Origin of the sequence: Flavobacterium oreochromis, from assembly GCF_019565455.1 — a bacterium.
GTDB lineage: Bacteria > Bacteroidota > Bacteroidia > Flavobacteriales > Flavobacteriaceae > Flavobacterium > Flavobacterium oreochromis.
Genome location: NZ_CP067377.1, coordinates 1,163,987 through 1,178,459, shown reverse-complemented (window position 1 = coordinate 1,178,459; position 14,473 = coordinate 1,163,987). Strand labels below are relative to the sequence as shown.

At 28.8% G+C, this 14,473-nt stretch carries 13 protein-coding genes, 1 tRNA gene and 2 pseudogenes; 11 read left to right on the top strand and 5 right to left on the bottom strand.

The window, feature by feature from the left end:
* Window positions 1-47: 47 nt before the first annotated feature.
* Window positions 48-121 (bottom strand) — tRNA-Asp (locus JJC03_RS05685).
* Between the two features lie 327 nt (window positions 122-448).
* On the opposite strand from JJC03_RS05685, the pseudogene JJC03_RS05680 reads away from it, so the two are divergent.
* Window positions 449-936 (top strand): annotated as a pseudogene (locus JJC03_RS05680) (nuclear transport factor 2 family protein).
* 1 nt (window position 937) lies between these two features.
* Here JJC03_RS05680 and JJC03_RS05675 read toward each other — a convergent pair.
* Window positions 938-1,891 carry an NAD-dependent epimerase/dehydratase family protein gene (locus JJC03_RS05675; protein WP_103715427.1) on the bottom strand — a complete coding sequence of 318 codons (954 nt, stop codon included), beginning with the start codon at window positions 1,889-1,891 and terminating at the stop codon, window positions 938-940.
* A gap of 116 nt (window positions 1,892-2,007) precedes the next feature.
* Here JJC03_RS05675 and JJC03_RS05670 point away from each other — a divergent pair, with 116 nt between their 5' ends.
* From JJC03_RS05670 to mfd, 4 genes and pseudogenes are all read left to right on the top strand, one after another.
* Complete coding sequence (locus JJC03_RS05670; protein WP_088400869.1) at window positions 2,008-2,637, top strand: hypothetical protein; 630 nt, start codon at window positions 2,008-2,010, stop codon at window positions 2,635-2,637.
* Between the two features lie 5 nt (window positions 2,638-2,642).
* A complete protein-coding gene (locus tag JJC03_RS19115; RefSeq protein WP_374226246.1) occupies window positions 2,643-3,053 on the top strand; it encodes a hypothetical protein in 411 nt (136 codons plus the stop codon).
* 17 nt (window positions 3,054-3,070) lie between these two features.
* Window positions 3,071-4,053: pseudogene (locus JJC03_RS19110) on the top strand (CarD family transcriptional regulator); the annotation flags it as partial.
* Window positions 4,042-5,994: a transcription-repair coupling factor gene (gene mfd / locus JJC03_RS19105; protein ID WP_374226261.1), complete on the top strand. Its 1,953-nt coding sequence runs from the start codon at window positions 4,042-4,044 to the stop codon at window positions 5,992-5,994. The pseudogene JJC03_RS19110 and the gene mfd, both read left to right, overlap by 12 nt.
* 88 nt (window positions 5,995-6,082) lie before the next feature.
* Here mfd and JJC03_RS05660 read toward each other — a convergent pair whose 3' ends face one another.
* From JJC03_RS05660 to JJC03_RS05650, 3 genes are all read right to left on the bottom strand, one after another.
* The gene (locus JJC03_RS05660) at window positions 6,083-6,745 is read right to left on the bottom strand and encodes an aspartate kinase (protein WP_088400865.1); all 663 of its coding nucleotides are present in this window, start codon (window positions 6,743-6,745) and stop codon (window positions 6,083-6,085) included.
* 163 nt (window positions 6,746-6,908) lie between these two features.
* Window positions 6,909-7,268 (bottom strand): YraN family protein, encoded by a 360-nt coding sequence (locus tag JJC03_RS05655; protein WP_088444810.1) that lies wholly within the window; start codon window positions 7,266-7,268, stop codon window positions 6,909-6,911.
* A 76-nt stretch (window positions 7,269-7,344) separates the two neighbouring features.
* Complete coding sequence (locus JJC03_RS05650) at window positions 7,345-8,304, bottom strand: S66 peptidase family protein (protein ID WP_088400861.1); 960 nt, start codon at window positions 8,302-8,304, stop codon at window positions 7,345-7,347.
* A gap of 315 nt (window positions 8,305-8,619) precedes the next feature.
* On the opposite strand from JJC03_RS05650, the gene metG reads away from it, so the two are divergent.
* From metG to JJC03_RS05620, 6 genes are all read left to right on the top strand, one after another.
* On the top strand, window positions 8,620-10,689 hold the full coding sequence (metG, locus tag JJC03_RS05645) for a methionine--tRNA ligase (RefSeq protein ID WP_088400859.1): 2,070 nt from the start codon (window positions 8,620-8,622) through the stop codon (window positions 10,687-10,689).
* A gap of 380 nt (window positions 10,690-11,069) precedes the next feature.
* Window positions 11,070-11,579: a ferritin gene (locus tag JJC03_RS05640; RefSeq protein ID WP_088400857.1), complete on the top strand. Its 510-nt coding sequence runs from the start codon at window positions 11,070-11,072 to the stop codon at window positions 11,577-11,579.
* Window positions 11,580-11,841: 262 nt separating this feature from the next.
* Window positions 11,842-12,525, top strand: a complete 684-nt coding sequence (locus JJC03_RS05635) for an HAD family hydrolase (protein ID WP_088400855.1) — start codon at window positions 11,842-11,844, stop codon at window positions 12,523-12,525.
* A gap of 37 nt (window positions 12,526-12,562) precedes the next feature.
* Window positions 12,563-13,189: a chloramphenicol acetyltransferase gene (locus JJC03_RS05630; RefSeq protein WP_088400877.1), complete on the top strand. Its 627-nt coding sequence runs from the start codon at window positions 12,563-12,565 to the stop codon at window positions 13,187-13,189.
* Window positions 13,190-13,502: 313 nt separating this feature from the next.
* Window positions 13,503-13,916 (top strand): response regulator, encoded by a 414-nt coding sequence (locus JJC03_RS05625; protein WP_088444812.1) that lies wholly within the window; start codon window positions 13,503-13,505, stop codon window positions 13,914-13,916.
* A gap of 10 nt (window positions 13,917-13,926) precedes the next feature.
* Window positions 13,927-14,469 (top strand): heme NO-binding domain-containing protein, encoded by a 543-nt coding sequence (locus tag JJC03_RS05620; protein ID WP_088400629.1) that lies wholly within the window; start codon window positions 13,927-13,929, stop codon window positions 14,467-14,469.
* The last annotated feature ends 4 nt before the right edge of the window (window positions 14,470-14,473 follow it).

Sequence of the window (14,473 nt, the reverse complement as noted above, 5' to 3'; positions counted from 1 at the left end):
ATAGAAATGGTAAAAAAAAGAAAAGCTCTTCTTTAGAAGAGCTTTTGCGGTCTGGACGGGACTCGAACCCGCGACCCCATGCGTGACAGGCATGTATTCTAACCAACTGAACTACCAAACCTTACTAACAGTGTTCCTGTTTTGTGAGTGCAAATATACGACTGTTTTTTAGATCTGCAAGTAAAAAAAATGTTTTTTTTTGAAAAAAAATCAATTTAAAATATAACTCATTGATTTGTAGTGTTTTTTTCTCTAAAAAATATTTATTTTTTTAGAGAATCTTAGGGTTTTAGTTTTGTTGTAAAGTGTTTTTTATAGTTTAATTAAGCCCTATAACTTTATATTACCAATCCACCCATTAAACTTCTTATTTTAATTAAATCTTTTAATATATTTGAATAAGGAATTTCCTTCCTACTATTTAAAATATCATTTAAAAACAAGTAGTATGAACAAAACCTTTGTTTTATTCTTTCTTACAACTTCTTTTTCTTTTGCTCAGACAAAAGAAAATACAGAAATTAACGCGCTACTAGACAACTGGCATAAAGCTGCCTCAGAAGCAAAATTTAAGACTTATTTTGACGCCATGTCAGAGGAATCCTTTTTATCGGTACTGATGCTACAGAAAATTGGAACAAAAAGGCTTTTATGGATTTTGCAAAACCTTACTTTGACAAAGGTAAAGCATGGAACTTTTTTGCGTTAGATAGAAATATTTATTTATCTACTGATAAAAAAACAGCTTGGTTTGATGAATTACTTAACACTCAAATGAAAATTTGTAGAGGTAGTGGTATTCTTATTAAAGAAGGAAAAAAATGGAAAATTAAGCACTATATCTTATCTATGACAATACCTAATGAGAATACAAATGAGGTTATAAAAATTAAAGCGCCTATAGAAGACGCTTTAATTGAAAAATTCAAAAAATAAATTATTTATAAATATTTTCTTTTAATTGTTTAAACATTTCTACCGTCATTGATTCTAAATCAAAATCATTTTTCCAATTCCAATCTTGTCTTGCAGAAGAATCATCTATACTTGCAGGCCAACTATCTGCAATTTGTTGACGAAAATCAGGAGCGTAATCAATGGCAAAATCAGGGTAATGTTTTTTTATTTCAGTCGCTATTTGAGCAGGAGTAAAACTCATAGCCCCTAAGTTGTAAGAGGATCTTATCTTAATATCTTCAGCGGGAGCCTGCATAATGTTAATCGTTGCTTTTATAGCATCATCCATATACATCATGGGTAAACCTGAATTTTCTGATAAAAATGATGTAAACTTACCTTCTGTAATTGCTTTATGATAAATATCTACTGCATAATCAGTAGTACCTCCTCCTGGAGGAGTACTCCATGAAATTAATCCGGGATAACGTAAACTACGGACATCCACTCCATATTGTTTGTGATAATACTCACACCATCTTTCACCTGTTTGTTTACTAATTCCGTAAACCGTAGAAGGCTCCATAATTGTATATTGAGGCGTATTTTCTCTTGGAGTAGTAGGACCAAAAACCGCTATGCTAGATGGCCAATATACTTTTTTAATTTTCCCAGCTTTTGCTAAATTTAGAACATGAAAAAGAGAGTTCATATTTAGGTCCCAAGCAAAAGCAGGATTTTTTTCAGCAGTAGCTGAAAGTAAAGCTGCCATTAGATAAACATCTGTAATTTTATATTTTTCAATTAGAAATTCTATTTGATTGTAATCTAATGCGTTTACAACCTCAAAAATTCCGTCATTTACTACATCTATATTCAATTTTCTAATATCAGAAGCAATTACATTTTCTACTCCATAAAGTTGGCGTAATTTTTGTGTAAGTTCGGTGCCTATTTGTCCACAAGCCCCAATGATCAAAATTTTCGTGTCCATTTATAAATAGTTATTCGACAAATATACGTAATTATGAGCTTGTAGCTTTAAGATCTTCTATACATTTAGTTTGCATTACACAAAAGTTGTATTTTTGTAATCTATAAATTTAAAAAATGAAATCTTTTTTTCTCTATAATTTAATCTTAAGTTTACTTCTTGTTTCTTGTAAAAAGGAAGAAGAAAACAATTCTATCGAAATACAAAAATCAATCAAACAAAAAGAATTAATTTTTAATTCATTAGATAAAGCTTGGACTTTTTCTGAAAGAAAATTAACTCCTGAATCTGAAATCATCGCTCTAAACTGGAATGAATGGCGTTTATTTATTAATGAATTAAATCAGAAACCTAAAAGTTCTCTTAGTGCTTTTAAACTAAAGACTAAGAATTTAGTACAGAAAGTAGATATTTTATCTAATACAATTCCTTTAAAGCTTGAAAAACCTCAAATCAATGTAAGACTTTCTGCTATAATTACAAAGGTTAAAGCTCTAAATATGTTCTTAAATATTGACAAAATTCCTGAGAAAAGAGTAATTAAATTAGTTTCTGATTTAAATTTAGAAGTAAATGCCTTTAATGATCAAATAGAAGAAATTGTACGTCGTAGCCACATTCAAATGGAAGAAGGTGAAGAAGATATGATTAAACAAATAGGTGGAAAAAAATCAGAACCTTTAATTGCCCCTGATATTCAAAATCCACAAAAAGAAGAAGTCCCATCATTTGAAGAAATAAAATAATTATTTTGAATACCGATTATATAAAACAGTTGTTTTTCAACCAATCTAAGATTAATCAAATAACCCATTTACTAAAGGGTGACAACAAGATTCATCTTAAAGGCTTATTAGGCTCTTCTTTATCTTTTGTTATAGAGGCCTTATTTGAAAAATCAGACAAGACTTTTTTATTATTAGCAAATGAAAAAGAAGAAGCTGCTTATTTATTAAATGATTTAGAACAACTAATAGGTGAGAAAGATGTACTGTTTTATCCTAGTTCATACAGAAGACCTTATCAGATTGAAGAAACAGATAATGCTAACGTATTACTTCGTTCTGAAGTATTAAACAGAATTAATTCTAGAAAAAAACCTTGTATAATTGTTTCATATCCTGAAGCTATTTTTGAAAAAGTAGTCACTAAAAAGAGCTAGAAAAAAACACTTTAAAGATCTCTATAGGCGATAAAGTTTCAATTGATTTTATCAACGAAGTATTATTTGAATACGATTTTAAGCGTGTTGATTTTATTACTGAACCAGGCGAATTTTCAGTACGTGGAGGTATTTTAGACGTGTTTTCTTTTTCAAATGATAATCCATATCGAATTGAGTTTTTTGGTAATGAAGTAGATAGTATAAGAACTTTTGATGTAAGCACTCAATTATCAATTGAAACTAAAAATAAGATTACAATTATTCCTAATTTTGAAAATAAATTATTAGAGGAAAAACGTGAAAGTTTCTTAGAATATATTAATCCTAAGACTTCTATTTTTATTCAAAATGTAGATTCTTTATTAAATAATCTAGACAAACTCTTTAAAAAAGCAGAAGAAAGTTTTGAAAAATTATCAAAAGATATAAAACATGCCTCTCCCAATGAATTATTTGTAAACCAAGAAACGTTTATTAAAGAAGCATTAAACTTTTCAGTGGTAGAAATGTCTACTAGACCCACTTTCCGAATTCAAAATGTTTTCGAATTTAATACAAGACCTCAACCTTCTTTCAATAAACAATTTGATTTATTGATGGAAGATCTAAAAAATAACCGCCAAAATGGTTTGAAAAATTATCTATTTTGTGCTAACGAACAACAGGCTAAACGCTTTCATGATATTTTTGAATCAATGGATGAAGAACAACATGAGCATTTTGCTAAAGATTACGAAACCATTGTACTACCTTTATACCTGGGTTTTATAGATGAAGAAAATCAAATAGCCTGTTATACAGATCATCAAATTTTTGAGCGTTATCATAAATTCTCTATTAAAAATGGATATGCTAAAAAACAAAATATAACATTAAAAGAATTAAATTCTTTAACTGTAGGTGATTATGTTACCCATATTGATCATGGAATTGGAAAATTTGGAGGTTTACAAAAATTCAAGTTGAAGGAAAAACACAAGAAGCTATTAAGCTAATTTATGCTGATAATGATATTGTTTATGTAAGCATACATTCATTACATAAAATATCAAAATATAATGGTAAAGATGGAGCTCCACCTAAAATATATAAATTAGGTTCAGGTGCTTGGAAAGCTTTAAAACAAAAAACGAAAGCTAGAGTAAAACACATTGCATTTAACTTAATTCAATTATATGCGAAACGTCGTTTAGATAAAGGATATGCTTTTGCCCCTGATAGTTATTTACAACATGAGCTAGAAAGTTCCTTCATTTATGAAGACACTCCTGATCAATTAAAAGCAACTCAAGACGTAAAAGCTGATATGGAAAATGAACGTCCAATGGATCGTTTAGTCTGTGGCGATGTTGGTTTTGGAAAAACAGAAGTCGCTATTCGTGCTGCATTTAAAGCAGTAGATAACAGTAAACAAGTAGCTATTTTAGTTCCTACTACTATCTTAGCCTATCAACACTTTAGAACCTTTAAATCTCGTTTAAAAGATTTACCCGTAAATATTAGTTATTTAAATCGTTTTAGAACTACTAAACAAAAAAATGAAATATTAAAAGACTTAGAATCTGGTAAACTAGACATTCTTATAGGTACTCACCAATTAGTCAATAAAAATGTAAAATTTAAAGATTTAGGTTTACTTATTATTGATGAAGAACAAAAATTTGGTGTAAATGTTAAAGATAAACTAAAGACAATTGCAACGAATGTAGATACGTTAACCTTAACGGCCACTCCTATTCCAAGGACTTTACAATTTTCTTTAATGGCAGCAAGAGATTTATCTGTTATTAGCACACCTCCTCCTAATCGATATCCTATTGACACACAAGTAATCGGTTTTAATGAAGAAGTAATTCGGGATGCTGTTTCTTACGAAATTGAAAGAGGAGGACAAGTATATTTTATAAACAATCGTCTTGAAAATATAAAAGAAATTGCAGGAATGATCCAACGTTTAGTACCTAATGCAAAAGTAGGCATTGGTCACGGGCAGATGGATGGAAAACAATTAGAGGAGATTATGCTTTCTTTTATGGAAGGCGAATTTGACGTATTAGTTGCTACTACAATTATAGAAAGCGGTTTAGATGTTCCTAATGCAAATACCATTTTTATTAATAATGCTAATAATTTTGGACTATCTGATTTGCATCAAATGCGTGGGCGTGTAGGACGAAGTAATAAAAAAGCTTTCTGCTACTTTATTACTCCCCCTTATTCTGCTATGACCGAGGAGGCTCGTAAACGAATTCAGGCATTAACACAATTTAGTGAACTAGGAAGTGGTTTTAATATTGCAATGAAAGATCTTGAAATTCGTGGTGCTGGTGATTTACTAGGTGGTGAACAAAGTGGTTTTATTAATGAAATTGGTTTTGAAACTTATCAAAAAATCATGCAAGAAGCCATCGAAGAATTAAAAGAAAATGAGTTTAAAGATTTATACCCTGAAGAAAGTAATATTGAAACCAAGGAATATGTAAAAGATTTACAAATAGATACTGATTTTGAATTACTTTTCCCTGATGAATACATTAATAATGTAAGTGAACGTTTGAGTTTGTATAATGAATTAGCTATTATTAAAACCAATGAAAAACTTATAGAATATCAAAAACAATTAGAAGATCGCTTTGGAAAATTACCTAAATCTGGTTTAGCTCTACTGGATAGTTTACGTTTAAAATGGAAAGCTACCCATTTAGGAATTGAGAAATTAGTATTAAAACAAAGCAAAATGGTATGTTATTTTGTAAGTGATCAGCAAAGTGATTATTATCAATCATCTCGATTTCATAAAGTATTACAATTTGTACAACAAAATTCAAACCTTTGCAAAATGAAAGAAAAAGAGACCAAGAATGGTCTCCGTTTATTATTAACTTTTGAAAATGTAAAATCAATTAAGAAAGCATTAGAATTAATTGAAATGATCTAGAATATTTTATTTAAGAAAAAAACCATCAAATAGACCTAATTTATTTGATGGTTTTTTAAATTAAGATCGGACACCTTTAGTTGAAATTCTATTTCGTCAACTTTAAATCTTTAATTATTTTAAAAGCTTTATCTACAACATTGTCATCTACTAATACTGTAAATTCATTAGAAGTAGAAATTACTTCATATATCACAATACCTTCCCAAGCAAGACGCTGGAAAATAAAATAATAGATACCTGGGGTAACGGTATTTTCCTTAGGAAGCTTAACCGTTATAGAAGAAAGGTTTTCTAATTTTTGAGTTAATTTTTCATCCTTAAAATATTTATCAAGAAGTTCACTTACAGAATCACTAACAACTATGTTCGTTTCATTAACACCTCTAGAAGAAGTAAAAAACACATCTTGACGTTTATTAAGCTCAGATATTAATTCGGCTTGTTTTTGAAAAATACTATCAGAAACTAAATACGTATAATCATTCAAAGAAGATCGAACGGTTATTTCACCGATTTCCCTTAAAACCTTAGTGATTTTATGGTTTACCTGAAAGCTTAAATCTTCCGAAAGTCTCTTAAGAGCCATGATTATAGCACCTTGTTTTACATCCTTTCCTAATTCTGCTTCGAGTTCTTCAGTGATTAATCTTGCTAATGAAGTAAGATTGATGATACCTTGTGATAACGCATTTAATAAAAATGGCTTAGACTTGATGTAGTTTTCTACTACAGAAGAAATTGTTTTCATTTCTGGGGAATTTAAATTTTAATTTTCACTCATTGTTAGTTTGTTTTTTAGAATGTATAATATAAAATAAAAATTTCAGGGCATGCAAATATATTCATAATTAATAAAATAAATGCAAGCTTTTTATTAAATATAATTAATTGTTTGATTTTTTTGATTTTTATTAAAAATAATAGAACGCATCAACTAAGTGTTCTATTGTGTTATTTTCATTTTTTTTTATTACGGATATAATATCAAAACGGATTTCAAGATCTAGATTTGTTTTTTCTACATATTCATCTATTGCTTTTACCAGTAATTTTATTTTCTTTTTATTAACAAAATCTTCAGGGTTACCATATTCAACAGAAGTTCTAGTTTTGACTTCAATTACAATTAGCCAATCTTCTTTACGAGCAATGATATCTATTTCTCCTTTTCTAGCTTGATAATTTTGTTCTAAAATTTCATACCCATTTTTCAATAAATAGTCTACTGCTATTTGTTCTCCTTGTTTTCCTAAATCGTTATGTTCTGCCATACTGATTGAAGATTTTTTTGATTAATGATTCTATATCTAAAATTATAAGACTAGTAATCTGTAATATTTGTATTTTTTATCGTTCAAAAATAACCTTAGAACATTCTGAATTTACATCTAAAGTAATCTGGGCTCCCAAGGTTAAAGCTCTATTATCTCGAATATGTCCTGCTGGAAATTCAAAAATAATTGGTATGTCATATTTTTTAGTTACATCATCTACAATTTGAAGGGCATCTTTGCCCCAAGGAATTTCATTATCTTTCATTTTTGTCATTCCTCCTACTAAAATCCCTTTAATACTTTCTAAACAACCGTTTCGTTTTAAATTCATCATCATTCTGTCAATATGATATAAATACTCATCTAAATCTTCTATAAATAGAATTTTATCTGTACAATCAATGGCAGATGGTGAACCAAATAAACTATACAAAATAGATAAATTACCTCCTACTAACTCACCTTTTGCTTTTCCTAAACGATTCATAGGATGTGGTAAAATTTCATATTCTAATTGTTCGTCACCAAATAATGCTACTCGTGTAGATTCTTTTGCTTCTTTAGTTGCTTTAGCTACTGTAACGGGCATTATTCCATGAATAGATTGATAACCCATTGTGTTTAAATGACTATGTAAAACGGTTACATCACTAAAACCTACAATCCATTTTGGATTTTTTTTAAACTGAGTAAAATCCAATAAATCAACCATACGTACTGTTCCATAACCTCCACGTACACACCAAATCATTTTAACATTAGGATTGTCTAGCTGCTCTTGGAAATCCTTTGCACGTTCCTCATCAGTTCCTGCTAATTGATTTAAATCTAAACCAATTGTATTACCAATTTTCACTTCTAATCCCCAACTCTTTAATAATTCTATGGCTGGTTTTAAATTATCATCTACATTTTTACGAGCTGTAGCTACAATAGCCACAGTATCTCCTTTCTTTAAATACGGCGGTATAATCATTTTTTTTTGTGAATAAGAATAACAAAAGGTTAAAATAAATAAAAGATAAAATTTCATATTTCGAAAAACACTTACATGGTACAAAACTAAATAATAAAGATAAACAAACGATTATGAAAATATTTTTTACTTGTACTCTTATTTATAATTTTAGTAAATAATTATTTAAAATTTGATTAGTTATATATTAACAGAGCTAATATTTCTTAAGATCTATGATTTTAAAATTCTTATTTTATTCATTGTGATTTAAGTATTAAATTAGAGTTATTACATTATATGTGCTTTTATTATCTCAATATAAAATAGAATAGTATTTTTGCAGCCTTAAACTTATACTTGTTTCAGATCGTTTTAAAAAATTGATTTACTATGATAACGAATCCAAAAAGATATACAATTACAGCCGCTCTACCTTATACTAATGGTCCTATCCATATTGGTCATTTAGCTGGGGTATATGTACCATCTGATATTTACGCTCGCTATTTACGTTTACAAGGTAAAGACGTAGCTTTTATATGTGGGAGTGATGAACACGGTGTAGCCATTTCTATGAAAGCTAAAAAAGAAGGTATTACACCACAAGAAGTAATTGATAAATACGATGGAATTATTCGTAAATCATTTCAAGACTTCGGAATTTCATTTGATAACTATTCACGCACTTCAGCTCAAATACATCATGAAACCGCTTCTGCCTTTTTTAGAAAAATGTACGAAGAAGATAAGTTTATAGAAGAAACTACTGATCAGTTATTTGATGAACAAGCACAACAATTCTTAGCTGATCGTTTTGTTACGGGAACTTGTCCTAAATGTTCAAATGAGGAAGCATATGGTGATCAATGCGAAAAATGTGGAACTTCTTTAAATGCAACGGATTTAATTAATCCGAAATCGACAATTACAGGGAGTACTCCTATTTTAAAATCAACAAAACACTGGTTTTTACCTTTAGACCAATATGATACTTTTTTAAAGGAGTGGATTATTGAAGGACATAAAAATGATTGGAAATCAAATGTATATGGACAAGTAAGCTCATGGTTAAATGATGGATTAAAACCACGTGCTGTAACACGCGATTTAGATTGGGGAATTGATGTTCCTGTAGAAGGAGCTGAAGGAAAAAAATTATATGTTTGGTTTGATGCACCTATTGGTTATATCTCTTCAACTAAAGAATGGGCACAAAAACAAGGTAAAGATTGGGAACCCTATTGGAAAGATCAAGACACTAAATTAGTTCACTTTATTGGAAAAGATAATATTGTTTTCCATTGTGTAATTTTCCCTGCTATGTTAAAAGCTCATGGAGACTATATCTTACCGGATAATGTGCCTGCTAACGAATTTTTAAATTTAGAAGGAAACAAATTGTCTACTTCTAAAAACTGGGCAGTATGGTTACACGAATATTTAGTTGATTTCCCTGAAAAACAAGATGTATTACGTTATGCTCTAACAGCTAACGCACCAGAAACAAAAGATAATGATTTTACTTGGAAAGATTTTCAAGCACGAAATAATAGTGAATTAGCCGCTATTTATGGTAACTTCATTAATCGTGTAGTAGTACTAACACACAAGTATTATGATGGTATTGTTCCAACTCCTAATAATTTCACAGAAATTGACGAACAAGTTTTAGCTGAACTAAAGGCCTATCCAGACGTAATCGCGTCTTCAGTGGAACGTTATAGATTCAGAGAAGCATTAGGTGAACTAATGAATGTAGCTCGTTTAGGAAATAAATACTTAGCAGATGAGGAACCTTGGAAAATGATAAAAACAGATCCAGAACGTGTAAAAACTCAAATGTATGTAGCCTTACAAATTGCATCTGCATTAGCCATTTTGTCTGAACCTTTTTTACCATTTACAGCTACAAAATTAACTAGAATTTTAAATATCGAATTTAATAATTGGAATTTAGAATTTGATAATTGGAACTTAACAAAAGCAGGACATAAAATTGGTCAAGCCGAAATACTTTTTGCTCAAATTGAAGATACTGATATTCAAAAACAAATTGATAAACTAGAAGCTACAAAAACAGCTAATAAGGCTGAAAATACTTTAAAAAAACCAAATATTATGCCACAAAAAGAGACTGCTACTTTTGATGATTTTTCAAAAATTGATTTACGTGTAGGAACAATTATAGAAGCTGAAAAAATGCCTAAAGCAAATAAATTATTAGTACTAAAAGTAGATACAGGTATTGATGTACGTACTATAGTTTCTGGGATTGCAGAACATTTTACTCCAGAAGAGGTAATTGGAAAAAAAGTAACCGTTTTAGTAAATTTAGCCCCAAGAGCTTTACGTGGAGTAGAAAGTCAAGGTATGCTTTTACTCACCCAGAATGCAGAAGGTAAATTGGTTTTTGTGAATCCAGAAGCCGAAGGAGTTGAAAATGGAGCTACTATAGCTTAAAATCATACAATTAATTTAAAAATAGTTAAAGGCTATCCTGAAAATTTGTAACTAATTATATCATTTGATGACTTTGTATGATCCAAACAAAGAAAACCAATGAAATAATTATGATAATAAAGTTAATTCTAAAAATTTAGAATCTGATTTTTTCTTTTCGGATAGCCTTTATTTTACTATTTATGTTCTTATATAAACAGTATAAATACCTTTTTTAGATCTTCTTTATATTTTCTTATCATAGCATTCCTATGTGCAATCTCTTTTATCATATTAGCCTCTTTCTTGTTTGATCTGTTAGAAATAATTAAGGAATTTAAATAACTTAGAAACAGACCAACATTTTTTCGTAACTTTGACAAGTAAACAAACTTATTTTTATGTTGCAAAAGAATATTGAAGACGCATTAAACAAACAAATTAGAATAGAAGCTGAATCATCACAAGTCTATTTATCTATGGCTTGTTGGGCGGAAATACATGGTTTTGAAGGAATTGCTCGTTTTATGTATTTACAATCTGATGAGGAACGAATGCATATGCTTAAATTAGTAAAATATGTAAATGAAAGAGGTGGACATGCTTTAATAACAGATTTAAAAATGCCGAAAACATCTTTTAATACTTTTCAAGAGATGTTTGAGGAGTTATATAAGCATGAATTATTTGTATCAGATTCTATCAATGAATTAGTTCACATTACTTTTGAAGGAAAAGATTATGCTACGCATAATTTCTTACAATGGTATGTAGCAGAACAAATAGAAGAAGAAGCTCAAGCAAAATCTATCCTAGATAAAATAAACATGATAGGAGATGACAAAGGTGGATTGTATTTATTTGATAGAGATATACTTCAAATAACAAATAAAAATAATGAAGTAAAATAAAAGCTTGTTTTGAGCAAAAAGGAAAAAAATAAGGATAAGCACGAAAAAGCTTTAGAAAAATTACATAAAAAAGCAGAAAAGTGCAAATCAAAATGTTGTGAAAAATACAAAAAAAAGAATCAAAAAGGTGTAAACGTTGCCCTATGTTTGATCTAATAGAAAAAATCAAGACTCCCTCTAAATGAGGGAGTCTTTCATTTAAAATCATTTATTTTAAAAAACTCCTAAACATAATACTATTCAGTTCTTAAAACAATTATACATGACACCTAAAATAATAGCTTTTGATGCAGATGATACTTTATGGCATAACGAATCCTATTTTGATGAAGCGCAAGAAAAATTTTGTGCTCTATTTCATGGTTATGCCTCACATCAAGAAATTCTACAACTAATATTAAATCATCAGATTAAAAATTTGCCTTTATATGGTTTTGGTATAAAAGCTTTTACACTCTCTATGATAGAATGTGCATTACAATTAACTCAAAACCAAATATCTGGAAACGCTATTAATAAAATCTTACAAATAGGAAAAGATTTATTATTAAAACCAGTAGAATTAATTCCCGAAGTAGAAGAAGTCCTTAAAGAATTAAAAAATAAATATAAGTTAATTGTAGCTACAAAAGGAGATTTAAAAGATCAACATAGAAAATTACATGATTCAGGATTAGGCCATTTTTTTCATCATATTGAAGTAATGACTGATAAAACTGAACTAGACTATAGCAAAATGTTAGGAAGATTAGATGTAAATCCACAAAATTTTATAATGATTGGTAATTCTTTAAAATCGGATGTACTACCTGTCTTAAACATAGGAGGTCACGGTATACATATCCCCTATCATACTACTTGGGCTTACGAAAAGATAGATTTTGAAATTAAACATGAAAATTTCAGGTCTATCAACTCTATTAAAGAGCTCCTCCTTTTACTATAAAAAATTATGTAATACACATCATAAAAAAGTTACAGATATGAAAACTAAAATAAATATCGAAAATTGGAATAGAAAAGAACATTTTGATTTTTTTTCACAAATGGAAGAGCCTTTTCATGGTATAACTGTTACCATTGATTGCACTTTAGCGTATCAAAAAGCAAAAGAACAAGGTATTTCATTCTTCATATATTATCTACATAAAACACTTAAAACTGTTAACGCGATTGAAAACTTCAGGTATCGCATAATAGATAAAGAACTTTATTGTTATGATAAAATTAATGCTTCTACTACCGTAATACGTTCTGATAAAACATTTGGATTTTCATTGATAGAATTCAAAGAAGATATACACGTTTTTAATGAAATGGCTCAAAAAGAAATAGAAAGAATTCAAAATACTTCTGGTCTTTTTACACGCGATTTTTCAGAAACGAATTTAATCCACTTTTCTGCTCTTCCTTGGATTAATTTTACTTCGCTATCTCATGCAAGAGGTTTTTCCTATCCAGATAGCTGTCCTAAAATTTCCTTTGGAAAATTAATAGATCAAGACAATAAAAAAACAATGCCTTTATCTATTCATGTTCATCATGGATTAATAGATGGTTATCACGTAGGGTTATTCCTAGAAAAATTTGAAGAATATATGAATAATTAATATAGATTTCCAATACTATCTAATTAGTATTCTTAGTGTAAATAATTTACTACCTGATTTTTAAAATATTCATCATTAAAAAATATAAAACCTTTTTAATAATGAATATTTCGTTTTTACAACAAGCCTTTACAAAATAAAATATCTATTTCTTATTTTAAGATAAGACAATCTATTTTTGACCTTCGTCGATACATTTGTGTTATTAATCTTTTTATGGTAGCCAGTCAACTAAATAAAAAGAATAAAAATTTATCAAATTATTATTTTTGATCGTTTATTACTATAGTTTTTATTAAATAATTTTTGGGGGATGAAAAAATTGCTAAACATTCTTCTTTTAGAAGATGATAAAATTGAGGTTATGAAATTTAATAGAGTAATTAAATCTTTAAATCTAATTCATAAAGTTATTGAAGCAAATAATGGTGTTGAAGCGTTAGACATCTTAAAAAATAAAGAAGTTTTACCAGATATAATTGTATTAGATTTAAATATGCCAAAATTAAACGGAATAGAATTTCTAAAAATATTAAAAGAAGATGAAAGATTAAGGTATATCCCTTCAATAATACTCTCTACATCTAGTAACCACAAAGATTTGTTGGAATGCTACAAGATTGGAATAGCAGGCTATATCATTAAGCCTCTAAAATATGAAGAATATGTTGAAAAGGTTCAATCTCTTTTTGAGTATTGGAGTCTCAATGAATTAATTTTACACTAATTTAATCTTTATGTATGGAATTGTAAACAAGGCTATTCAAGATTTAATTATATCAAATTTTGGAGAAGAAAAATGGAATGAAATCCGAAATAAAAGCGGTATTGATCATGATTTTTTTATAAGTGGACAGTCCTATGACGATGATGTAACATACAAATTAGCCAATACAACTGCTCAGGAATTAAATGCAACAGTTGATGAAATTTTTGTAACTTTTGGAGAATGGTGGATTTTAAAAACAACTCAGGAAAAATACCATGGACTAATGGAATCTGGCGGTACTTCATTAAAAGATTTTTTAATTAATTTACCCTTATTTCATAATAGGGTGATGCTTATTTATCCTAATTTAACTCCTCCTGAGTTTAAAGTTTCTGATATTTCAGAAAAAAGTCTTAACTTACACTACTTCTCCGTAAGAGAAGGTTTACAAGCTTTTGTAAAAGGTTTAATTCAAGGATTAAGTATTTTATTTAAAACTCCTGTCAAAATTAAAATTATCAAAAGCCGTAATAAAGGAGATACTCACGAGATTTTTAATATAAGTTGGTAGAATT